This window comes from Microbacterium sp. Se63.02b (genome assembly GCF_014171575.1).
Taxonomy (GTDB): domain Bacteria; phylum Actinomycetota; class Actinomycetes; order Actinomycetales; family Microbacteriaceae; genus Microbacterium.
Genome location: NZ_CP050453.1, coordinates 1,029,321 through 1,051,627, shown reverse-complemented (window position 1 = coordinate 1,051,627; position 22,307 = coordinate 1,029,321). Strand labels below are relative to the sequence as shown.

At 67.2% G+C, this 22,307-nt stretch carries 24 protein-coding genes; 8 read left to right on the top strand and 16 right to left on the bottom strand.

Going from position 1 to position 22,307, the window contains the following annotated elements; all coding sequences use genetic code 11:
- Positions 1 to 179: 179 nt before the first annotated feature.
- Positions 180 to 2,183: an acyltransferase family protein gene (locus tag G4G29_RS05260; RefSeq protein WP_183152069.1), complete on the top strand. Its 2,004-nt coding sequence runs from the start codon at positions 180 to 182 to the stop codon at positions 2,181 to 2,183.
- Between the two features lie 32 nt (positions 2,184 to 2,215).
- On the opposite strand, the gene G4G29_RS05255 is transcribed toward G4G29_RS05260, so the two are convergent.
- The 8 genes from G4G29_RS05255 to G4G29_RS05220 all read right to left on the bottom strand — a co-directional run bounded on the left by G4G29_RS05255 (position 2,216) and on the right by G4G29_RS05220 (position 11,496).
- Positions 2,216 to 3,496, bottom strand: a complete 1,281-nt coding sequence (locus tag G4G29_RS05255) for an oligosaccharide flippase family protein (RefSeq protein ID WP_220174004.1) — start codon at positions 3,494 to 3,496, stop codon at positions 2,216 to 2,218.
- Entirely contained in the window at positions 3,493 to 4,737 is a 1,245-nt protein-coding gene (locus G4G29_RS05250) for a glycosyltransferase (RefSeq protein ID WP_183152067.1), read from the bottom strand. Before G4G29_RS05250 ends, G4G29_RS05255 begins: the two co-directional genes overlap by 4 nt.
- Before the next feature lie 41 nt (positions 4,738 to 4,778).
- A complete protein-coding gene (locus G4G29_RS05245; protein ID WP_210274240.1) occupies positions 4,779 to 5,936 on the bottom strand; it encodes a glycosyltransferase in 1,158 nt (385 codons plus the stop codon).
- A 136-nt stretch (positions 5,937 to 6,072) separates the two neighbouring features.
- Positions 6,073 to 6,621 carry an acetyltransferase gene (locus G4G29_RS05240; protein WP_202045581.1) on the bottom strand — a complete coding sequence of 183 codons (549 nt, stop codon included), beginning with the start codon at positions 6,619 to 6,621 and terminating at the stop codon, positions 6,073 to 6,075.
- A complete protein-coding gene (locus G4G29_RS05235) occupies positions 6,614 to 7,234 on the bottom strand; it encodes a sugar transferase (RefSeq protein ID WP_183152065.1) in 621 nt (206 codons plus the stop codon). Before G4G29_RS05235 ends, G4G29_RS05240 begins: the two co-directional genes overlap by 8 nt.
- A complete protein-coding gene (locus G4G29_RS05230; RefSeq protein ID WP_202045579.1) occupies positions 7,231 to 8,361 on the bottom strand; it encodes an aminotransferase class I/II-fold pyridoxal phosphate-dependent enzyme in 1,131 nt (376 codons plus the stop codon). Before G4G29_RS05230 ends, G4G29_RS05235 begins: the two co-directional genes overlap by 4 nt.
- Positions 8,358 to 10,235: a nucleoside-diphosphate sugar epimerase/dehydratase gene (locus G4G29_RS05225; protein ID WP_244632412.1), complete on the bottom strand. Its 1,878-nt coding sequence runs from the start codon at positions 10,233 to 10,235 to the stop codon at positions 8,358 to 8,360. The genes G4G29_RS05230 and G4G29_RS05225 overlap by 4 nt, the downstream gene beginning before the upstream one ends.
- A gap of 73 nt (positions 10,236 to 10,308) precedes the next feature.
- On the bottom strand, positions 10,309 to 11,496 hold the full coding sequence (locus G4G29_RS05220; RefSeq protein ID WP_183152064.1) for a hypothetical protein: 1,188 nt from the start codon (positions 11,494 to 11,496) through the stop codon (positions 10,309 to 10,311).
- A gap of 69 nt (positions 11,497 to 11,565) precedes the next feature.
- Between G4G29_RS05220 and G4G29_RS05215 the strand changes: the two genes are divergently transcribed.
- The 3 genes from G4G29_RS05215 to G4G29_RS23820 all read left to right on the top strand — a co-directional run bounded on the left by G4G29_RS05215 (position 11,566) and on the right by G4G29_RS23820 (position 14,497).
- Positions 11,566 to 12,804, top strand: coding sequence for a polysaccharide biosynthesis tyrosine autokinase (locus G4G29_RS05215; RefSeq protein ID WP_183152063.1), 1,239 nt, complete (start codon positions 11,566 to 11,568; stop codon positions 12,802 to 12,804).
- 236 nt (positions 12,805 to 13,040) lie between these two features.
- Positions 13,041 to 13,595 carry a Wzz/FepE/Etk N-terminal domain-containing protein gene (locus tag G4G29_RS23825; protein ID WP_309491627.1) on the top strand — a complete coding sequence of 185 codons (555 nt, stop codon included), beginning with the start codon at positions 13,041 to 13,043 and terminating at the stop codon, positions 13,593 to 13,595.
- Positions 13,592 to 14,497 (top strand): polysaccharide biosynthesis tyrosine autokinase, encoded by a 906-nt coding sequence (locus G4G29_RS23820; RefSeq protein ID WP_309491626.1) that lies wholly within the window; start codon positions 13,592 to 13,594, stop codon positions 14,495 to 14,497. Before G4G29_RS23825 ends, G4G29_RS23820 begins: the two co-directional genes overlap by 4 nt.
- 18 nt (positions 14,498 to 14,515) lie before the next feature.
- Here the strand turns inward: G4G29_RS23820 and G4G29_RS05205 are convergent, their stop codons facing one another.
- A complete protein-coding gene (locus G4G29_RS05205) occupies positions 14,516 to 14,959 on the bottom strand; it encodes a GtrA family protein (RefSeq protein ID WP_183152062.1) in 444 nt (147 codons plus the stop codon).
- A gap of 54 nt (positions 14,960 to 15,013) precedes the next feature.
- Here G4G29_RS05205 and G4G29_RS05200 point away from each other — a divergent pair, with 54 nt between their 5' ends.
- From G4G29_RS05200 to G4G29_RS05185, 4 genes are all read left to right on the top strand, one after another.
- Positions 15,014 to 15,334: a glycosyltransferase gene (locus G4G29_RS05200; RefSeq protein ID WP_183152061.1), complete on the top strand. Its 321-nt coding sequence runs from the start codon at positions 15,014 to 15,016 to the stop codon at positions 15,332 to 15,334.
- Positions 15,335 to 15,366: 32 nt separating this feature from the next.
- On the top strand, positions 15,367 to 15,795 hold the full coding sequence (locus G4G29_RS05195; RefSeq protein WP_183152060.1) for a hypothetical protein: 429 nt from the start codon (positions 15,367 to 15,369) through the stop codon (positions 15,793 to 15,795).
- A complete protein-coding gene (locus G4G29_RS05190) occupies positions 15,792 to 16,730 on the top strand; it encodes a hypothetical protein (RefSeq protein WP_183152059.1) in 939 nt (312 codons plus the stop codon). Before G4G29_RS05195 ends, G4G29_RS05190 begins: the two co-directional genes overlap by 4 nt.
- A gap of 306 nt (positions 16,731 to 17,036) precedes the next feature.
- Positions 17,037 to 17,243, top strand: a complete 207-nt coding sequence (locus G4G29_RS05185; protein WP_183152058.1) for a hypothetical protein — start codon at positions 17,037 to 17,039, stop codon at positions 17,241 to 17,243.
- Positions 17,244 to 17,309: 66 nt separating this feature from the next.
- On the opposite strand, the gene glmM is transcribed toward G4G29_RS05185, so the two are convergent.
- From glmM to truA, 7 genes are all read right to left on the bottom strand, one after another.
- Positions 17,310 to 18,668 (bottom strand): phosphoglucosamine mutase, encoded by a 1,359-nt coding sequence (gene glmM / locus G4G29_RS05180; RefSeq protein WP_183152057.1) that lies wholly within the window; start codon positions 18,666 to 18,668, stop codon positions 17,310 to 17,312.
- Between the two features lie 14 nt (positions 18,669 to 18,682).
- A complete protein-coding gene (gene rpsI / locus G4G29_RS05175; protein ID WP_045263679.1) occupies positions 18,683 to 19,168 on the bottom strand; it encodes a 30S ribosomal protein S9 in 486 nt (161 codons plus the stop codon).
- 27 nt (positions 19,169 to 19,195) lie between these two features.
- A complete protein-coding gene (rplM, locus tag G4G29_RS05170; protein WP_105669983.1) occupies positions 19,196 to 19,642 on the bottom strand; it encodes a 50S ribosomal protein L13 in 447 nt (148 codons plus the stop codon).
- Between the two features lie 197 nt (positions 19,643 to 19,839).
- Positions 19,840 to 20,508, bottom strand: a complete 669-nt coding sequence (locus G4G29_RS05165; protein WP_183152056.1) for an endonuclease/exonuclease/phosphatase family protein — start codon at positions 20,506 to 20,508, stop codon at positions 19,840 to 19,842.
- A gap of 13 nt (positions 20,509 to 20,521) precedes the next feature.
- On the bottom strand, positions 20,522 to 20,866 hold the full coding sequence (locus tag G4G29_RS05160; RefSeq protein WP_183152055.1) for a hypothetical protein: 345 nt from the start codon (positions 20,864 to 20,866) through the stop codon (positions 20,522 to 20,524).
- A gap of 18 nt (positions 20,867 to 20,884) precedes the next feature.
- Positions 20,885 to 21,445, bottom strand: coding sequence for a hypothetical protein (locus G4G29_RS05155; protein ID WP_183152054.1), 561 nt, complete (start codon positions 21,443 to 21,445; stop codon positions 20,885 to 20,887).
- Positions 21,446 to 21,452: 7 nt separating this feature from the next.
- The gene (gene truA, locus G4G29_RS05150; protein ID WP_183152053.1) at positions 21,453 to 22,301 is read right to left on the bottom strand and encodes a tRNA pseudouridine(38-40) synthase TruA; all 849 of its coding nucleotides are present in this window, start codon (positions 22,299 to 22,301) and stop codon (positions 21,453 to 21,455) included.
- Positions 22,302 to 22,307: the final 6 nt, after the last annotated feature.

Below are 22,307 nucleotides of genomic sequence, written 5' to 3'. Positions count from 1 at the left end.
GTGCTTCTCCTGTCCGGAGTAGCGCACCCCGACTGAACATGGTATCAGCCGCGCCCGCGCAAAAAGTCGCGGGCCGGTGAAGCCATGCCCGGCCTGGTGTGCCGGAATGGAGCATCGCTCGCCTGCCGTCGATGGGGACTCGTTCGCGGCATAGACGGGTTCGACTGATAGCATTCATCGTGCACTCGGAACCTCGCAGCAACTTTCGTTTAGACATTCAGGGCCTGCGCGCTGTTGCAGTGATCGCCGTAGTGGTCTATCACTCGATCCCGGATGCCCTACCTGGCGGCTATACGGGCGTCGACGTCTTCTTCGTCATTTCCGGCTTCCTGATCACTGATCACTTGTACCGCGGATATGTCGCGACAGGGCGGGTCGATTTCGCGAAGTTCTACTCTCGCCGAGCGCTTCGAATTCTGCCGGCGGCGCTTCTCGTCGTTCTTCTCACCGTCGTGGCGAGCGCTATCTTCCTGCCGCCGCTACTGCTTGAAGAGACGCTGAGCGCTGCGATCGCAACCGCCTTGTATGTCCCGAACATGTACTTCGCATTCACGGGCACTAATTACCTCGCGGAGACCGTCCCGTCCGTTTTTCAACACTATTGGTCACTCGGTGTTGAGGAGCAGTTCTATGTACTTTGGCCACTGACGCTGCTATTGGTTCTAGCCATTACGAAGAAGAACCGGAGATGGCTCGTCCCCATCCTTGGCATCCTGATACTCGTGTCGTTCGTCGCGGGCATCCTGCTGACGGTGCGATCCCAACCTTGGGCTTTTTTCAGCCTCCCCACTCGGGCCTGGGAACTCGGCACTGGAGGCGTCCTCGCCATCGTGCTTGCACGACTCCCCAAGTCCGTTCGGCTGAGCCGACCGGTAAGCGGCGCGATTGCAGCAGTCGGCTTCGCAGGCCTCCTCTGGGCGTTCTTCGTGTTCGACGAAACCGTGGCGTTTCCCGGTGTCGCGGCGGCAATACCGGTAGTCTCCACAGCCTGCCTCCTCCTCGCCGGCGCGCACGGAAGTCATGTCTTCAGTCAGATATTGACGAACCGTGTCGCGATCTTCATCGGCGCAATCTCGTACTCCATGTACCTCGTCCACTGGCCGCTGATCGTAATTACTGAAGCGCACGTGGGCTATGAAAACCCACTTCCCATCTGGGTTGCACTGGTCCTCGGCGCGTGCAGTGTTCCTCTGGGCTACCTCTCCTATCGCTTCGTGGAGCAGCCAACGCGACGCTTGCGGTTCGCTGCCAGCATGCCCCGTCGGACTGTCATCATGAGCACTGCCGTCTCTGCTTCCATTGCAGCCATCCTGCTGATCGCTCTCCCGGCTGTGTCCGGCCGAGATTTCACGACCTCCCGGACTGCTGAAGCGACGAACGCACGCACCTCGCCGATGTCAGCAAGTTATGTGCCCATCAATCTGCGACCGGCACTCCGCAATGCATCCGATAGCGTGCCGGCAATCTATGCCGACGGATGCCACGACAACACCTTCACCAATACCGAACCACGGGCCTGCGAGTTCGACGCGGCTGATGAAGAGGCGCCGCTCGTGGCTCTTGTCGGCGATTCCCACGCTGCGCAGTGGTTCCCCGCTCTCGAGCGCCTCGTCGCGGACGGGAGGATTTCGCTCGTCGTGTACACGAAGAGTTCGTGCCCCGCCTCGGACTACCCCGTCCTTCTGCGTGGCGTGGCGTATGGGGCGTGCGATGATTTCCGCGCTGCGGTTCAGACGGATATACAAGAGCGGCAACCCGACATCGTCCTTCTTTCTTCATATGGCGATGGCTACGCTGCGACTTCTTCTACGGCGACCTTCAGTGACGACTGGAAGAGCGGCATCGAGAGCTTCATCAAGAAACTTCCTGCCTCGACGACACCCGTAGTGCTGCTGGACACTCCGAATCTGCGGGCCACACCGGCAATCTGCCTCTCCGCACACGTGGACTCGCCAGAGGACTGCGCGGCGAGCCGAGCGGACGCATTGGACAGCGATGCGACACGGGCGGAGCGCATGCTGAAGGTGCAAGAGATCGATATGAGCGACTACTTCTGTGATTCTCGCCTGTGCCCGGTCATCATCGGCAACGAGCTGGTGTACCGCGACAGTCATCACGTCACCGTGGAATGGTCCGAGCGTCTTGCCGGCGTGCTGGGAGACCGCATAGAGTCCATCCAATGATGGGATCGCCGCCGGCTGTGGCGTGACTCGCGTTACGCCACGATCCCCGTGACGGAACGCTCGCTCTTGCGGGACTCCTGGACCACCACGATCAGCGCATAGACCCAAGTGACTACGTAGATCAGCGCCAGGGAGTAATACATCACAGAGACGGCGACCAAGAACGGGGCTTGTGTGAACATCACCCACGCGATCGCACCCAGCATAGAGAGTGATCGGCAGACATCGATCACGAACATGCCGCCCGCCCGTTGGAAGAGACCAATCACTCGACTTGTCGGACTCGCCACCAGTCGAAAGGCAACGGTGATCGACATAATGCTGACGCAGTGCCCCGCCAGGGCCCACTCCTGCCCGAGGATGATGGGGACGGCCCAGTCCCCGAGAAGATAGAACCCAGCTCCGACGCCGAGCGCAACCACGCCGAGCCACAGCGAGACCTTCATGTAGGGGCGCACGTACCCTCCGCGCCCTGCCCTGATCTTTCGCGCCATCTCCCCGTCGAACACTTGGGCCACCGCGTTGCCGATCAGCGTCATCGGGATACCTATGACGCGCTCGGCGACGCCGAGAATACCCGCGAACGCGACGCCGTACCACGCGGTGACGAAAAGAAGCGGCGCCTGCACTCCGAAAGCATTGAGCGCTGCAGACGGAGCGAAGAAGACGGGGAATCGCCAGTACTCGCGAAGGACCTTGATCTTGATCTTGCGGTGCGTTCGACCGATATACCCTCGCGAATATCGGTAGAGAGGAACGAGCCCGAAGAGTCGACCGATAAGGCTACCGACGATCAAGCCGAGTGATCCACCAGGGAAAGGATTCAAGGCAAGCTGTGCTCCGCCCGTCCCGATGGCTTGCGCAACGGCACGTTTTCCTACCTCGGAGTACCCTCCCTTTCGAAGCGCAAGACGGTTCAGCACTGTGTACACAGCGGAGAGAAGAATCGAAAGAAAGACCCACAGCGGTAGGCCGGTATGGATGTCGAACGCAGGGTCACGGAGTCCAATGAAGAACACGATCAGAGCCGTGATCGTCGCGACGATAGAAGCACTCAGGAGGCTGAGGGACACGAGCGCCCGAACGTCCCGGTGAGCCGTCGGCAGCATAAGTGCCGTCTCGAGCCGAAGAGTCGAGAAGGTCGTGACCAGCATAGTGATGGACGTCACGAGAGTAAGTGCACCGAAATCCTCGGTGCTGTAGATCCTCGTCAGGATGGGAAGGATCACCAAGGTCAAGGCTTGGGCGATCACGGTTCCCGAGACCACGTGGAGGAACCCACGTCCCGCCGTATTTACTCGGAGCTTCTTCATTGCTCGGCATGACCTGAATCGAGAGACCTATCGCGCTCGGATTTCCGTGCGAGGTCAGCGAAGAGCTCATCCCAACGAGCCATCACTGCAGCGACACTGAAGCGCTGAACACTCTGGGCGGCTGCCCGCCCCAGCCTCTCGATACGCGCGGCATCGTCCATGAGGAGTTGAAGTTCTTCCGCGAGCCGACCAACGTCGTTCACGGGGACGAGTACTCCGTCCACATCATGGGTGATTTGGCTGCGGACGCCTGGAGAGCAATCGAACGCGACGGTCGGGGTACCCACCGACGACGCCTCAGCGACCGACATGCCGAATCCCTCATGTTGTGAGGGGAGCAAGTGGATGGTGGCCTTGCGGAGCACACCGAGCGAGTCTTCCGTCTTGCCTTCGAGATGCACCGACCCTGAAAGACCTGCAGCGTCGATCTGATCCTGAAGCGGCCGGTACAACGGACCGTCGCCGAAGATCCGAAGCGTCCAGTCAGCGTTCTTGGCGCCCAACAGACCCCACGCTTCAATCGCCTTGTCGAGTCCCTTCTCGGGTGCCAAGCGTCCGAGCGTTACCACCTCGCGTGGCTCCGCTCTCTCTGACGCACTCTCGGGAGCAGTTGGCACTGGGTTCGGCACCCAGTCGCAATCCACGTTCGTCGCAGCGCGGAATGCGCGCGCGTCTTCCTCTGTGAGCAGCAGCATGAGGTCAACGTCGGAAAACGCGTCGGAGATTCGCCGAAGACGCGATGGGGACAACGCCTCGACGGTGCCTCGAAACTGACCGATCAGTGCGAGAGGTCTCGCTTCTAGACGCTGCAGCGCGAGGCCGACATAGTCCATCGAGTTCACATCGGTCACGATCACGATCGTATGACCGAGGTCCATCGCGGCCAGATGACTCGTTAGGCGATCAACACCATCTGCCGTCGGGCGAACCAATCGCAGGTTCCGAGGTTTCCACCGTCTGAAGAGGCGTAGAGCGAGCTGCCGTCCTCGAGCGCCCACTCCATTGGAGTAAAACTGCTGCGACCGTGGGACTTCCTGGTTGCAGGTGAAAACGGGAATCTCGCTGTCGATCTGCTGGGCGACGGGAATCATGCCCGGCGCGATGCTGATCAACTCGACGGTATACCCTCGTCGGTTGAGCGAATTGGCGATCGTCGTGGTCGAACGTGGCACTCCACCAAGGTTGTGGATGTTGTACGTGACGATCGCGATGCGGGGCTTCGGCGGTTCTGCTGCAGCCATTACTCTTCCTGCCCTTTCGTCCACTTCGCGACCAAGATTCCTCACCCATTCTGTCGATCAGGTGAACGACGTCCGACGCTTTCTGTTGCTCCGAGTAGTTGGCCGAGTGCACTGACGACGGCGGACGCATGCCGCTCCGCGGTGTAGCGCTCCTCCACCAGGGCACGCCCCGCGGTGGAGAGTTCGCTGTAGACCTCGTCGGGCATGGCTGCCGTTGCGGCGATGGCCCGGCTAAGCCCCTCCGTGCCTGCGGCCGCGGGGTAGAGCACACCCGTGACCCCCTCCTGCACCGCTTCGATCTCGGGGCCGCTCTGGGGGTCTCCGGAAGCGGCGATGACGGGAACCGCGAATCCGAGCGCCTGAATGACGTTGAGGCCCGTCGCGCCAGGGGAGACGGCGAAGTCCGCTTTCCGGTAGACCTCGCGAAGCTCATCGAGATCGTAGAGGGCACCGCGCAATTCGATCTTCTCGTCTTCACGCGCGAGCTCTTCGAGCCGTTCGCGCTCCGGACCGTCGCCGATCAGGATCAGCCGTACATCGTGGCCCTGAGCGTTGGCCGCGATCACGGCGGACACCGCATCGTCCGCCTTGTGCCGCGCCGTCAGCCGGCCGGAGTAGACGAGCGACAGCCCCCCGCTCCGCGTCGGCCGGTGCGTGCGCGGACTCTCGGACACGATCTCGCGGCGCGGATAGATGCTGTTGAACACCGGGACGAAGGTGCGCGCATCCAGTCCGACGGTCCCGGCGTACGCGGGAGCCCACTCGCCATACGTCAGGTGCCCATCCGCGAGAGCGTAGAACGTACGTCTGAGACGGAGCTTCGCGCCGGATTCGGGACGCTTCCAGGCATGCCCCCAGAACACCACTTTGCGACGGCGCACCCGTGCGACCGCGATCGCGACCCAGTTCGACACGCCGTAGACGTTGCCCTCGAGGACGATCGCCTGTGCGGAGGTGCGGAAGACCCGCGGTACCAGACCGCGGTCCCAGTACAACGCGCGGAACAGCCCGGCGCGCCGCAGCTCGCCGACACGAGCCAACACCTCGTCGTTCGCCGACTCCGGGTCTCCGCTGGTCCCCATCGTGCGGTTCACACGGCCGACCAGTTCGAAGTCGATCCGGTCCTGCTCGACGAGACTCTGCACGAACGGCGCCCGATAGTGGCTGACCGATGGCTGAACAGCGAGAAGAACCCTCATCGGAGCCGTCATGAGGACTCGCCCTCCCGATCGGCTCGCACGGCCTCACGCGCAGGCACTCCGACGACGGTCGCCCCCGGTCGCACATCGCGGGTCACGCACGCCGAGGCACCGACCGTCGCACCCGTACCGACGGTCAGGCCCTGCAAGACGACCGAGCCGGCGCCGAGGAGGACCCCGGCCCCACCGCCACGTTGCCCGACACGATCGCTCCAGGGTTCACGGACACGAAGTCCGACAGCGCCGCATCGTGACCGATGACACTCGCCGGGTTGAGGTGTACGTGGTCGCCCAGGGTCACGTTCGTCGAGACCTGCACGCCGGAGGCGACGACGACGCCCTCTCCGATCTGAGCACGGGAACCGATCACGGCACGTGGATGGATCAGAGTGGCTGCGCGCAGTCCGGCGTCGGACAGGCGTCGGACGACGATCTCGCGAACGGCCGGCGCACCGATCGCCACGACGAAATGTTCATCGCCGGAAGACTCCGGCAGCCAGGTCTCCTCGGTGCCGAGATAGACGATCCCACGTTCCGCCAACCGGCCCAGGTCGAGCTCGCTGGGCCCCGAGTCCACGACGCCGACGAGGTCGATATCCCGGCCCGCCGCGACGAGGGCCTCGACGATGTCGAGGGTCTCGCGACCGAAGCCCCCCGCACCGATCACGATGATGCGCTCACTCATGGGCCTCGCCGAACTTCGCCATCGTCACATGTCCTTCTGCAGAGATGCCGTCGCGCTTCACGACGGAACCGATCGTGGCGATCACGATGCGCAGGTCCAGTCCGACGCTGCGGTGGTCGACGTAGCGGACGTCCTGCCGGAACTTGCTCTCCCACGAGATGGCATTGCGACCGGTCACCTGCGCGAGCCCTGTCACGCCGGGCCGCACTTCGTGTCGGCGTGCCTGTTCTGGGGTGTACCGATCCAGGTACTCCACGAGAAGCGGCCTCGGACCCACGATGCTCATATCGCCCTTCAGCACGTTCCACAGGCTCGGCAGCTCGTCGAGGCTCGTCGAGCGCAAGCGCGCACCGAACGGGGTGAGCCGATCCGCGTCCGTCACCCATCCCCGCGCCGCATCGACCGAGCGCATCGAGCGGAACTTGTACAGGGTGAAGATCCGTCCATCCTTGCCCGGGCGCTCCTGGGCGAAGAGGACAGGCCGCCCGAGCCTCACCGCGACGAGCACCGCCGTCACGACGATCACCGGCGACAGCAGGATGAGAGCCACGGCGGACGCGGCGATGTCGAGCACACGCTTCACGAAGTCGTACGGACGGACCCGCGCGCTCATCGGTCGAGGAAACCGCGGATCGCGACGACGACGCGCTCACGCTGGGAGTCGGTGAGGGCCGAACCGCTCGGCAGCGTCAACCCCCGCGCGAAAAGCGCCTCCGAGGCACCGCTGGTCTTGCTGCGCGCTCCGTCGAACACGGGCTGCGCGTGCATCGGCTTCCACAGCGGACGACTCTCGATGTCGTCTTCGGCGAGCGCCGCCGCGAGCTCGGACGGCTCCCACCCTGTCACCGAGGAATCCACCAGGATGGACGTCAGCCACACGTTGTCGTGCTCGTCGCCCTCGGCTCCGAACACCTCGACGCCGTCGACCTCGGCGAACAGCTGCTTGTACAGCTCGCGCATCTCGCGGCGTCGGGCGATCATGGCATCGAGCCGCGACAACTGTGCCCGGCCGAGAGCAGCGAGCAGGTTGCTCATCCGGTAGTTGTAGCCGATATCGGTGTGCTCGTAGTGCACGACCGGCTGCCGCGCCTGGGTGGCCAGGTAACGCACGTGTTGGGCGAGCTCCGCGTCGTCGGTGAGAAGCATCCCGCCGCCGGAGGTCGTCATGATCTTGTTGCCGTTGAACGACACGATCGATGCGCGGCCGAAGCTTCCTGCTGCGCGACCCGCGTGGACGGCGCCCAGGGACTCCGCCGCATCCGCCAGCACGGGCACGTCGAATTCATCGGCCACCGCGAGGATGGCGGTGTAGTCCACCGCCTTGCCCAGCAGGTCGACCGGGACGATCGCCCCGACCCGCTCCCCCGCGGCGCGCAACTCGAGGAGTGCCTCGCGCAGCAGTGCGGTGTCCATGTTGCCGGTCGCGGCATCGGCGTCGATGAAATACGGCTCGGCGCCGGTGTACACGATCGCGTTGGCCGTCGCGGCGAAGGTCATCGACGAGGTGAGCACCACGTCGCCGGGCTTCACTCCGATCGCGAGCAGCCCCAGGTGAAGGGCGGCGGTGCCCGAGCTCAGCGCCACCGCGTGCGCGACCCCGATGCGGTCGGCGAGCTCGCGCTCGAAGGCGTCGACGTCGGGCCCGAGCGGGGCGATCCAGCCGGACCTCATCGCCGCGACGACCGCGTTCTCCTCGGCCTCTCCGACATCCGGCGAGGACATGTAGATGCGTTCGGTCACTGCGTGTTCTCCGTAGCGTCGAGGCGGATGGGCTCGATGATGGCCGTGTCGTTGTCACGCGGAATCGACATCATGCGCGCCTCCCAGCCCGCCTTGTCGAGCCGCTCGGGGGTGATCACGTCAGCCCTCGTGTGCGACACCTTCGGGTGGAACGGCCGCTCCAGGTTCTCGCGCGACCCCACAAGCTCTTCGTGCAGCTTCTCGCCGCGGCGGAGCCCCGTGAACACGATCTCGACGTTCTTGCCCGACATCGCGATCATCCGCTTGGCGACCTCGAGGATCGAGACGGGCTCTCCCATGTCGAGGATCAGGACCTCGCCCGCGCGCCCGATGCCCCCCGCCTGAACGACGAGCTGGCACGCCTCGGGGATGGTCATGAAGTACCGCGTCGCCTCGGGGTGGGTGACGGTGATCGGCCGCCCCTCCGAGATCAGTCGCTGGAACGTCGGCAGCATGGATCCGCGGCTGCCGATCACGTTGCCGAACCGCACGGAGAGGTACCGCATCCCGGTCTCCTCGCCCGCCCACGCGGTGAGCTTCTCGGCGACGCGCTTGGAGTGGCCGAGCACACTGGTCGGGTTGGCCGCCTTGTCGGTCGAGATGTTCACGAAGGTCGTGACACCGACCCGACGCGCCGCGTTGATCACGTTGAGCGTGCCGATGACGTTGGTCTTCCACGCCTCGTCCGGATACTGCTCGAGCATGGGCAGGTGCTTCAGCGCGGCCGCGTGGAAGACCACCTCGGGCCGACGTTCGTCGAACAGCTGGTCGAGCGTCTCGACGTCGCGGATGTCGGCGAGCACGACGTCGTTCGTGTCGAGGAGTCCGTGCCCCGACGTCCCGAGCTGCGCGACCTGGAGTCCGGTCTCGTCGCGATCCACCATGATCAGCTCGCTCGGACCGTATTTGGCGAGTTGGCGGCACAGCTCCGACCCGATGGATCCTCCGGCGCCCGTCACGAGCACACGCCGCCCGGTGACGTACCCGGCGATCAGCTCGACGTTCGTGTCGACCGGGTGCCTGCCGATGAGGTCTTCGATGCTGATGTCCCGCACGTCGGTGACCGACTCCTCACCCGAGGTGAGCGTGGCGAGGGTCGGTGTGATCGCGACCCGGAGTCCGGCGGCGGCCGCCCGGTCGCTGAGTGTGCGCAGCAGCATGCTGTCGGCATTGGGGATCGCGATGACCGCCAGCTTCGCCCGGGTGCTCTGGGCGGCGGCGGCGATGTCGCGCGTGGTGCCGACGACGGGCACACCCCGAAGACGGAGGTTCCTCTTGGCGGGGTCGTCGTCCAGCAGCCCCACGGCCCGGATGGGCGAGGCCGGATCCGTCGTGATGTTCGCGAGCAGTTTGTCGCCGAGGAATCCCGCACCGATGATCAGAGCCGGCTCGGCGTCTTCCCCGGGCTTCCGCGCCCGGTCGATGAGCAGCCGCGACATGTAGCGCACCCCGAACATCAGCAGGAGTACGAACGGGAACGCGAGGAGCAGGGTTCCCCGGGGAACCCCGATGACCGGTCCGAGCGGGATGACGATCAGGGAGAGGAAGACGGCCTCGAGGATGACGATCAGCGCGACGGCACGGACCTCGTCGAAGGAGCCGTAGGTGAACCGGCCGCGGTACAACGTGGTCGCATAGCCGACAATGACCTGGATGACGCCGGCGACGACGGCGAGCACGATCGTCGCGATCCAGCCCCGCGCATCCATCACGAACTCGAATCGCAACGCGATCGCGAGAGTGACGCCGAAGCTCCACGCGAGCCCATCGACGGCCGCCGCGAGCATGCGGCGACGGCGCTGCTTCACCGATACCTCAGACGATATGGGGATACCGCCGGTCGACACGTCGATGAATCCATCCTGCTGATTCAAGATCAGGAGCCCCCTCAGACATCTTGTTCTCCCCTGAAGACATGTTCTCACAGGGAACGAGCAGGTCTGTGCCTTATGGCGTCGTATCTCCGTCGGGAGGGGTCTCCGGATCGGTCGGGTTCGCGGGGTCCACCGGGTCGACGGGGACGACCGGGTCCACCGGCGTCGGGTCGGTCGATCCGCTCGATGGCGGGGTCTGCGTGCCGTTCTGCGGACCCCACTGCTGCGTCGCGTTCTCGGCCTCGCGCTCGATCTCGATCCGCAACTGCTCGGCAGCCAGCGCGACGAACGCATCCCGGTATGCAACGAGCGCCGCCCGCCCGTCGGCCCCCCACAGGTCCGCTCCGGCGATGCGTACCGCCGCATCGGACACGGCGATGCGCAGCGCCTCGTCGGCATCGGGGTACCGCGCGACGGCGGCGCCCGCCATCGGGCCGAAGGATGCGGCGAAGGCGTCGACAGCCGCGTCTGCGGGAGGACGGAGGGCATCGAGCTGGGTCCGGAGCGCGCGCGCCTCCGCGGTCGCGTCGTCCAGTGCGACCAGGCGCTCCTGGACGCCGTCGATCGCGCCACCGACATCCACGAGGGAGTCCTCGTCGATGTCCGCACGCTCGTACTCCCGCGGAAGATCGGGGACGACGATCGCGGCCAGTCCTGCGGCGTAGGTGTCGAGCGCAGCGAGCACGGCCGTGCGCGCCGTGTCGTCGGAGACGTCGAGCGGGGCGTCTTCGGGGCCTCCGGCGGGGTCGGGAACCGTGGCGGTCGAGGTCAGCGCACCCCTGAGCGCCGTGATGTCCGCTGACTGCGCGTCGATATCGGCGACGAGGCGGTCGTGTGCCGTCTTCAGCGATTGGGCGGCGTTCTGGACGGCGGCCTCATCGGCCTCCAGCGCTTCCAGCGCGCTGGCGGCGGGGCTGGCCGTCGCCATCTGGATGCCGCCGACGGTCGTCGCAGCGACCACCGCGAGCACCGCGACGACGGCTGCGGAGAGCGTGAGGGCATCGACGCGGCGCCGGGGCCGACGCGGAGTCCGCTCCGACTCATCGGTGGGCACGGCGACCGAGACAGCCGTGCGCCTGGCCGCCTCGACCATGTCGATCAGCTGAGTGGTATCGGCGAGAGGGCGGATCGATGACGTGTTCGCCCGGGGCTCGCCGATCATCTCGCGCAGTCGCCAGGCGGTGTGATGGTCGTCCAGCACGGCCGCTCCGGCATCGCCGGCACGCGGGCCGTCCGGGAAGAGATCGCTCAGGGCCGTCATGTCACCTTCAGGGGAATCGGTAGTCTCAGGAGACGATACCGCCGATCGCACCGACCACGCTGGAGAGCCATGGACATCCACGACTACCTTCGGGTGTTCCGTCGACAGATCGTGGTGATCATCGCCGGACTCCTCATCGGGCTGTCCACGGGCGCGCTCGTCGCGATGCTCACCCCGCAGCGCTACCAGGCGACGACCGAGGTCATGGTGACCGCACAGGTCGCAGACACGGCGACGCCTGCCGAGCGCGCGCTCGCGACCGGATACGCCAAGCAGGCGGTGGAGACGTATCGCACGATCATCACGAGCTCACTCGTTCTCGCACCCGTGGTCGAAGACCTCGGCCTCGACGCCGTGCCGTCCGGCATCAGCGCCACCTCGGCTCTCAACAGCACGATCGTCGCGATCAGCGTCTCGCACCGCAACCCGGGTCAGGCCGCGCGCATCGCGAACGCGGTCGCCGAGAGCTTCGCCACGGTCGTCACCGACACCCTCGAGAAGCGCGAGCAGGAGGCGGCATTCACGATCCGGGTCGTCACCCTCGAGCCCGCGCAGGTGCCGACCGAGCCGGTCGCGCCCAACCTGCAGGTATCGCTGATGCTCGGCGCGGTCGTGGGACTCGCCGCCGGCATCGGGGTGGCGCTCCTGCGCGCGACGCTCGATCGTCGCGTGCGCGTCGCCGCCGACGTCGAGGCCGCTGTCACGGCTCCTCTGCTCGGGCAGATCCCCCTCGACGCCGACACCGGCGATCACCCGCTCGCGGTGAGCTCCGCCCCGCACAGCCTCCGCGCCGAGGCGTTCCGCAGTCTGCGCACCAACGTCCGCTTCTTCTTCTCGGGCGGGCAGGGGGTCTTCGTCGTCACCAGCTCCGGTCCTGGTGAGGGCAAGTCGACCACGGCGGCGAACCTCGCTCTCGCCTTCGCGGATGCCGGGCAGCGGGTCGCGCTCCTCGACGGCGATCTCCGCCTTCCCCGTGTCGCGGAGTACTTCGACATCGAAGGCGGCATCGGCCTCAGCGACGTGTTGGCAGGTCGCGTCGAACTCAACGACGTCCTCCAGCGGTGGGGCCGGAGCACCCTGTTCCTCCTGCCATCGGGGACCTTGCCGCCGAACCCGGCCGAACTGCTCGGCTCGTCGGCCATGGAACAGCTCATCGACGCGCTCAGCGACGCGTTCGACGTCGTGATCATCGACGCTCCTCCGCTGCTGCTCGTGACGGATGCGGCGGTGATCGCCCGGGTCACGACCGGCGCTCTGCTGATCGCCGCGGCGGGGTCCCCCAGGCGAATCGCCTGGCGGACGCCGTGAAGAGCATCGAGTCCGTCGGTGCGAGGGTGCTCGGCACCGTGCTCACGAAGGCCCCTGTCGACGGCGCGGCGAAGACGCCGTACGGGACCGCGACGTCGGCCGCCACGCGCTGACCCACGCTGACCCGCGGCAGGGCGGGCGGAGGTCCCGCCGCCGCTGTGAAAGAATATCGAGATACCGTTTTCGCGGCTCGCCCCCTCGGCTGAGGTCGCTTTGCATCAGGGGGAATCTGCCGCGTGGAACTTCGCGATTACGTGCGTGTCCTGCACAGGAACTGGATCCTGATCCTCGTCCTGCTCATCCTCGGTCTCGCGGGCGGCGCCGGCTATGCCGCGCTCCAGCAGCCGAAGTACGTCGCGTCGACGCAGCTGTACGTCTCCGTCCGCACCGAGGGCGCGGCGACCGGCGACCTCGTCCAGGGCACCACCTTCGCGCGACAGATGGTCACGAGCTACGTCGACGTCGTCGGCACCGCCCTCGTGCTCGAACCCGTGATCGAGGAACTCGACCTCGACGACTCGGTCTCCGGCTTGAGCAGCCGCATCACGGCGACCACACCCCTGAACACCGTGCTGATCGACGTCAGCGTGACCGACGGCGACCCCGAGCAGGCCGCGGCCATCGCCAACGCCGTCGCCGCGAGCTTCCAGGAAGCCGTGCAGACCACGCTCGAGCAGCCCGCCACCGAAGACGCCGTCAGCCCGGTCCGCATCACGGTGACCGAGCCCGCTGTCGCCTCCTCCACGCCCACGAGCCCGAACGTGCGACTGCTGATCATCCTCGGGGTGTGATCGGACTCGCTCTCGGCCTCGCGATCGCGATGCTGCGCACGGTGCTCGACAACCGCATCCACACCCTCCACGACATCGAGACGCTCACCGATCGCCCGGTCCTCGGCGGCATCGCGTTCGACCCGGATGCCGCCAAGCGGCCGTTGATCGTGCACGCCGACCCGCGCAGCCCGCGCGCGGAGTCGTTCCGCAGCCTGCGCACGAACCTGCAGTTTCTCGACCTCGACTCCGGGCCCCGGATCTTCGTCGTCTCCAGCGCCGGCCCCGGCGAGGGCAAGTCGACCACGACAGCCAACCTGGCGATCGCTCTCGCGGAGACAGGAGCGCGCGTCGCGCTGATCGACGGCGATCTTCGCCTGCCCCGTGTGGCGGACTACCTCGCGATCGAGGGCGGCGTCGGACTCACCGACGTGCTCATCGGACGCGTCGACGTCGCCGACGCTCTGCAGAAGTGGGGCACGACCGACCTGTACGTGCTGCCCAGCGGCCAGATCCCTCCCAACCCCAGCGAACTGCTGGGCTCCGCCGCCATGGACCAGGTCCTCGCGTCGCTCGGCGAGTACTTCGACTACGTGCTCATCGACGCCCCGCCCCTGCTGCTGGTGACGGACGCCGCGGTCGTCGGCAGCAAGACCCGCGGAGTCATCATCGCCGCCGCCTCCGGCAAGACCAAGAAGCAGGAGCTGTCCGGCGCGCTGCGCGCCCTGGAGACCGCCGGCGTGCAGATGCTCGGGATCGTGGTCACGATGCTCCCCACGAAGGGTCCGGACAGCTACGGATACGGCGCGTACACCTACGGTGCGACCCACGACCTCGACGGCGATGCCGTGACCGGCAGTCGGGCGGCGAAGAGCCGGAAGAAGGCTCCGCGAGCGAAGAAGCGCTCGACGGCTCGTTCCTGACCTGCCAGAGGCGCAGGACTACTTCGCCGGCGACACCCGGAAGACGATGCCGTGATACAGCACGAAGCGCAGCAGCACGACGATGACGATGCTCGCCAGGTTCACGATGTTGACGGCGACCGCGCCCGGCGCGCGGCCGAGGGCGACGGCGGCGAACTCGACGCCCACCCACACGAGACCGGCTCCGATGGCCGTGCAGACCGCGTTGGTGACCAGGAAGAGCACGACCTCGGACACCCTGCCGCGGCGGTCGCGGTGGCGGAAGGTCCACTCCCGATTCCCGATGTAGGCATTCACGAGCGCGACCAGCGAGGCGACGATCTTCGCGGTCACCACGTCCCATCCCCACACGAAGACCAGCAGGTTGAAGACCCCGACCTCGATCAGGGTGCTCAGGGCGCCGACGACGAGGAAGCGGCTGCCGACGCCGACGAGTCGGCGCAGTCGGGAAGGAGGATTCATGACTCAACTAGGCTACTTGCTGATCCCCGTGCGCCCCGCCACCCCAAGGACCCTGTGACTCTCCGCCATCTCGCCATCGTCATGCCCGCCTTCAACGAAGCCGAAGGCATCCGGGGCTTCATCGACGAGATCCGGGAGTGCGTGTCACCCCTGGCCGACCGCGTCACCTTCCACGTCGCCGACGACCGCTCGACGGACACCACGGCCACGGTCTTCGACGGCATCTCCGATGTGGACGTCGAGGTGCAGCCCCTCAACCGCGGACACGGACCGACGGCACTCGCCGCCTACCGCGCCGGCCTGGCCGCCGACCCCGACCTGCTCGTGCACGTGGACGGCGACGGCCAGTTCTACGGCAGCGACTTCCCCGGCTGATCTCCGCACTCGTCGCCGAAGACGCCGACGTCGTGCACGGTGTTCGCGACGGTCGCAGCGACCCCTGGTACCGCAAGGTGCTCACCGGCGCGGTCGGCCTGCTCATCGCCGTGTCAGCCGGACGCCGCATCCCCGACGTCAACACCCCGATGCGCGCGTATCGCCCCGACACGCTCCGACTCCTCGTCGACGCCATCGGCCGACGCGTCCGTGCCGCATGTGCACTTCTCCCTCGCCGAGGCGCGCGCCGGCTTCACCGTCCGCTATCTGCGGGTCGCCAGCATCCGCGGCGCGGCGCCTCGACCACCGGCACCATGTGGGGGCGAGGCAACGCGGTCTCGCTGCCGCCCAAGCGCCTGCGCCGCTTCGTGCGTCTCGCGCTCCTCGAGGCATGGTCGCTCTCGCTCAAGCCGTCCGCACCGCTGCGCAGCATCCGCCGTCCGGAGCGCGTCCCGCGATGACCCGCACCCGCACGATCCTGTTCTGGGTGGCCGCGGCCGCTCTCCTGATCGGGCATGTCGTCGTCGCCTGGCACAGCCTCGTCGTATGGCGCTTCTGGGAGGACGAGGCCTTCAACCTGACCGTCCCGCGCAACCTGCTCGACGGCCTCGGCTATTCGAGCGACGGCGCGCTGTCCGGGTCGACGATCACCCCGTTCGATCCCCGCATCTCGACCGGGCCCGTCGTTCTCCTTCCCGTGGCGGCACTCCTGGCGACCGGGATGGATCCGGTGCTCGCCGCACGCCTGGTGCCCCTGGCTTTCTGGGTCGCGCTGCTCGCGGGACTCGCCCTCCTCGGGCGACGTATCGGCGGGCGTGGGGCCGCGCTGCTCGCCGTCGCCGTACCCCTCGCCTTCACCGCGAGCGCCGGTGTCTCGCCCATCCAGGGCCCCGCCGACCTGCTGGGCGAGATCCCCGCAGCAGCGCTCATCGTGTGGGCTCTGGTCGTGCTGCCCCGACGGGCATGGCTGGCCGGTCTGCTGGTGGGGCTCGCTGTCCAGGCGAAGCTCATCGCGATCCTCGCTCTCCCGGCGTTCGCCGTCGCACTCTGGGTGCTCTCGGGCGGGACGGGGTGGGCGCGCGTCCGTGAGACTCTTCGCCGATCGTGGCCGCCGCTGCTCCTCGTGGCCGTGCCGACTCTCCTGGTCGAAATCGCCGCCCTCCTCTCCCTCGGGGTCTCCGGATTCATCGAGCACGTTCGCGCGCTCGTCTCCTTCGTCCGCAGCGGCGGTCAGGGAGATGCCGCGACCACGGTGCTGCAGAAGCTCGGCACGCTGGCCGACTCGTGGTCGCTGCCCGCTGTCCTGGCCGTGGTCGGAGCGGTGCTCGCGGTCTCCCTCACCGTGTTCGGCATCGTGCGTCGATGGCGCACCGCGACCCCGCCGAGCGCCTCGTGATCGCCTACGCGCTCGCCGCGCTCATCGGTGCACTCGCCTTCGTCGGCTGGTGGGCCACCGCCTCCCGTCTCCCCCTGTGGGTGCGGCACCCGGCCCCCGGAATCTTCGCGTTCTTCCCCGTGATCGCCGCCACTGCCGTCTGGGCGGTGAAGGGACTGCCGGGCCGTGGTGTCGTCCGCATCGGCGGCGTCGTCGCGGCATCGGTGCTCGCCGCCGTCGTCGCCGCGGGCGCTGCCGTCCACGTCGCCTCGTCCTTCGCGCCTCGCGGCCTCACCCTGGAGACGCAGCGCGCCGCCGTCGCTCCCCTTGACGGACTGGGTCGACGAGAACGAGGTGGAGTGGCTCGCGGCGGATCCGTGGGGTGCGGCGGTCGCTCCGATCGTGCTCACGGGCGCGCATGTCGGCCTGTTCGACGCGCCCGCCATGGCGGGGGTTCCTCGGCTCACGGGACTCCCCTGCCCGGCGGAGACGCTCGTCGACGCGGGGCTGTACCGGATCTGCGCGGCGCCGTAGACCGCCGACGAAGAACCGGCCGGCCGGCCACTGAGATCAGCGACCGGCCGGTTGTTCTGAAGAGGCTCAGAGCGCGAGGCGCTCCTGCACGACCTCGGCGAGGCGTCCCGCGTAGGCATGCACCGACTCCGGGTCGGCTGCTTCGACCATGACGCGGACCAGCGGCTCCGTACCGGACTTGCGCAGCAGCACACGGCCGTTGTCGCCGAGCTCGGACTCGACGTCGCGGACAGCCTGCTGCACGACCTCGTCGTCGGCGACGCGATCCTTGTCGACGTCGCGCACGTTGATGAGCACCTGCGGGTAGACGGTCATCACAGCGGCGAGTTCGGCGATGGACTTCTTCTGGCGCGCCATCTCGGCCACCAGGTGGAGGCCCGTGAGGATGCCGTCGCCCGTGGTCGCGTACTCGCTCATGATGACGTGACCGGACTGTTCGCCGCCGAGCGCGTAGCCGCCCTCGTTCATGTCCTCGAGCACGTAGCGGTCGCCGACAGCCGTCTGACGGACCGTGATCCCATGCTCGCGCATCGCCACATGAAGGCCCAGGTTGCTCATCACCGTGGCGACGAGCGTGTCGTCGGTGAGACGGCCGCGCTCCTTCATCGACACGGCGAGGATCGCCATGATCTGGTCGCCGTCGATGACCTTGCCCTCGGCATCGACCGCGAGGCAGCGGTCGGCGTCGCCGTCATGGGCGATGCCGATGTCGGCGCCGAGACGCACCACGGCCTCGGCGAGGTTGTCGAGGTGGGTCGAGCCGACGCCGTCGTTGATGTTCCAGCCATCGGGGTCGGCGCCGACGACGGTGACCTCGGCGCCCGCGTCGCGGAAGGTCTCGGGCGAGACGCCGGATGCCGCACCGTGTGCGCAGTCCAGGACGACGTGGATGCCCTCGAGGCGATTCGGCAACGAGCCGAGCAGGTGCACGACGTAGCGGTCCTCCGCGTCGGAGAACCGGTCGATGCGCCCCACACCGGCACCGGTCGGGCGCAGCATCTCGCCGTGCATGGCCTCTTCGATGCGCTGCTCGACGACGTCGGGGAGCTTACGGCCCCCGCGCGCGAAGATCTTGATGCCGTTATCGGGCGCGGCGTTGTGCGACGCGGAGATCATCACGCCGAAGTCGGCATCGCGATCTGCGACGAGGAACGCGAGGGCGGGAGTCGGGATGACCCCTGCTTCGAGAACATCGACCCCGGAGGAGGCGAGACCCGCGGAGACGGCCGCGGTCAGGAAGTGTCCGGAGACCCTGGGGTCCCGGGCGACCACTGCGGTGAGTCGCTTGCCTTCGGCCTTGCGAGCCTCCGCAGTACGGCCCTGGCCCAGGACGACAGCAGTCGCCTGGGCCAGGGTGAGCGCCAGGTCGGCGGTGAGGATGCCATTGGCGAGTCCTCGCACGCCGTCCGTGCCAAAGATCGGCATCGGAGCAGTGGACCTTAACGCTTCGAGTACTGAGGCGCCTTGCGGGCCTTCTTGAGTCCAGCCTTCTTGCGCTCCTTGACGCGCGCGTCGCGCGAGAGGAAGCCGGCCTTCTTCAGGGTCGGACGGTTGTTCTCCTCGTCGATGCCGTTCAGCGAACGAGCGATGCCGAGGCGAAGCGCACCGGCCTGGCCCGAGGGGCCGCCACCGGAGATGCGCGCGATGACGTCGTACGCACCGGCGAGGTTCAGAACGGTGAACGGGTCGTTGATCAGCTGCTGGTGCAGCTTGTTCGGGAAGTAGTCCTCGATCGTGCGGCCGTTGACCGTGATCGTGCCCGAGCCGGGGACGATGCGCACGCGGGCGATGGCCTGCTTGCGACGGCCGACAGCGGCACCCGGGACGCTGAGGACGGGGCGGGGAGCCGCCTCGACCGCGTCGGTCTCGGGAGTCGACGTCGAGAAGTTCTGGGGGGTTTCGGTGGTGTCCTGGATGTCAGCCACGAGTATGTCCTTAAGTCTTTACGGCGCTTACTGGGCGACCTGGTCGAGGGTGTACGTCTGCGGCTGCTGCGCGGCGTGCGGGTGCTCTCCGCCGACGTAGACCTTGAGCTTCGACAGCTGCTGGCGGCCGAGGCTGTTCTTGGGGAGCATGCCACGGATGGCCTTCTCCACAGCGCGGACCGGGTTCTTCTCGAGGAGCTCGGCGTAGGTGACCGACTTCAGGCCGCCCGGGTAACCGGAGTGGCGGTAGGCCAGCTTCTTCTGGAGCTTCTGACCGGTGAGCGCGACCTTGTCGGCGTTCACGATGATGACGAAGTCACCCGAGTCGATGTGGTTGGCGAAGGTCGGCTTGTGCTTGCCACGCAGGAGCGTAGCGGCGTGCGAAGCCAGACGGCCGAGAACGACGTCGGTGGCGTCGATGACGACCCAGTCGCGCTGGACTTCGCCAGCCTTGGGGGTGTAAGTGCGCGTCACGATAGTGCTGCTTTCTTGTGTCGAACGGAGAAGTTCGTGAATCCCACTCCGGGGTGGTTCTTCCCTAGAGGGAGGAACACGCCAGTGGAGGGCTCACGTTCGGACGATGCCCTTCATCCCGCGAACAGGGAAAGGCACCAAAGGGAAATCATACGCCACACCGGGCGATTGCCCAAACCGCTCCCCTGCGGCCCCGCTCAGTCCGGGGTGACCGTGACGAGGATCGGACGGTGGTCGCTGGATCCCTGCGGCAGCGTCGTGATGCGCTCGATCTCGAATCCGGCGGACGTCGCGAAGTCGTAGTGCCCGCGGAACACCCGGTAGCGGGTGTAGGTGTGGTCGTCACTGAGCGACAGCGCATACCCGTGATCGCGCACGGCCTGCCCGAGGTTCTCCTTGAACACGGGGTAGTTGTAGTCGCCGACCATGAGCTGCGGCAGGCCTTCGCCCAGAGTCGCCAGCTCGGTCAGCGCGGCGCGGATCTGATGCCGACGAAGGGAGTTCAGCGCCGTGAGGGGCGCGGCGTGGAACGAGGCGACGATGAAGTCCTGGCCGTCGTCGATGTCGCGCAGCCGGGCCCCCAGCACGCGTTCGTGTGCGGGTTTGGCGATGCGGTCGTGCAGCGATTTCTTCAGCCCGAGGGTGCGGATGGCCTGCAGGTGGTACGTACTGGAGCGGTAGAAGAGCGCGAGTCCGAGGCGGTTGCCCTGGGTCGCATCCGCCAGCACGAGATCGCCGATCTGCGCGGGAAGGGCGGGCACATCGCACTCCTGGAGGCAGAGGATGTCAGGATCGTGCGTACCGACGAGCGCCGCGAGCTCTCCGGCCGCGCGATGCTTCTGGAGGTTGTACGAGATGACCTTCATGATCCCCCCAACGCTACTCGTCCCGGCTGTGCCCCGGCTTCGGGTCGGCGTCGTATCCCCAGCGGACGCCCAGCACACCAGGCCCGCAGCCGTGACGGGCTACATGCACCGATCCACTGCGCACCGCCCTCATCACGGAGGCGTATTCGTCGTCGGTCTCCGTGTACTCCTCGCACCAGCTGGGCTGCGCATCGGGATGGAAAAGCACCCAGATGAGCGTCTCCCTGGCCGGTCGCGACGTCGCGTGCCATGCCGACTGCCTCGGTGGATACCCGGCAGGGAAGGTCTCCGTGAACTCGAGGAGGGTCGTCTCGCCGACGGTGACGGGGTCATCGAGCGCGATCACCACACCGGACAACAGGTGTCCTGGATGCAGTTACTCGCGGTCGACGCGCCCTCCGACCACGTCGGAGATGATGGACAGGATCGCGGTCTCCGCCGGCGCGACGTCGATGAGGGGGATCTCGGTGATGACGCCCTGTGTCGCCTGCACGAGCGAACGCATCACGGTCCGCTCGACGGCTCCGTCGGCCCCGACCTGCACGGTCAGCTGCGTCGACAGGTCGCGCAGCGTGTCCTGTGGAGTGGAACGCAGGGCCGCCAGAGTCTCCGCGGTCTCGCGGTTCTCACGCTCCTCGTCGAACGGCAGCCGCGGCGGGGGGATGGATCCGAGCCGCACAGAGGGTCCGAGCAGAGCACTCAGATGACCGCGACCGAGCCGCAGACGATCCTCGATGCCCTCGACGACGCTCAGCGACTGGGCACCTTCCGGTTGGCGGTCGCCCGAGCGCCAGTAGCTGAGCGTCGCCATCGACACGGCATTGCCGTCGTCGACGAGCTGCTGCTGGAGCCGCGCGAGCGTGATACCCCGCTCCGAGATCGCTGCGCGCAGTGCCGCGGCGAATGCTCCCCGCCGCTCGCCACCCCGCGTCGCCATCGCGTCTTCAGCCGCTCGTTCGATCGCGACGGGCCCGCGTCTGCTCCGCGCGTGCCGCGAGCAGCTCGTCTGCGGGGTACCCCACCTCGGTGAGGATCAGGCCCCGGGCGGCCAGCACCTTGAACTCGCTGGTGCGCGTCAGGGCGTCGCGCAGCACGACCAGGTCGTCGACGTCCAGGCGCCCCTCCCCCACGGCCGCGCACGCGCCGACGAGTGCGCGGACCATGCTGTGGCAGAACGCGTCGGCCTTGACCTCGGCGACGAGAACTCCCTCAGCGTCGCGCGACCACCGATAGTCGAGCAGCGTGCGGATCGTGGTCGCCTCTTCGCGGGGCTTGCAGTACGCGGCGAAGTCATGCAGTCCGATGAGCGTCCGCGCCGCCGCATCCATGGCCTCCACGTCGAGGTGGCCGCGGATGCTGGTCGTGTCGAGGCGTCGCAGCGGGTCGAAGCCGGCCTGTGCGTCCGCGAGGCGATAGCGGTAGCGGCGCCAGACGGCCGAGAATCGGGCGTCGAAGCCCTCCGGCGCGAGCGACGAACGAGCGACAGTGACGTCGGAGTATGCGCCGAGCACCCCGCGGATGCGACCGGCGATGGTCTCGGCCGGCTCCAGGGGAGCCCGTCCGTTCCGGGCCTCGATGCGCGACCACTGCTTCTCGTCGAGATCGACGTGCGCGACCTGTCCGCTCGCATGCACGCCCGCATCCGTGCGGCCGGCGACGACGAGCTGCACATCCGACCCCAGGATCCGGGCCAGGGCCGCTTCGAGCGTTCCCTGCACCGTCCGCAGCGTCGGCTGCTTCGCCCACCCGCGGAAGTGGGTGCCGTCGTAGGCGATGTCGAGCCGGATGCGCACGGAGCA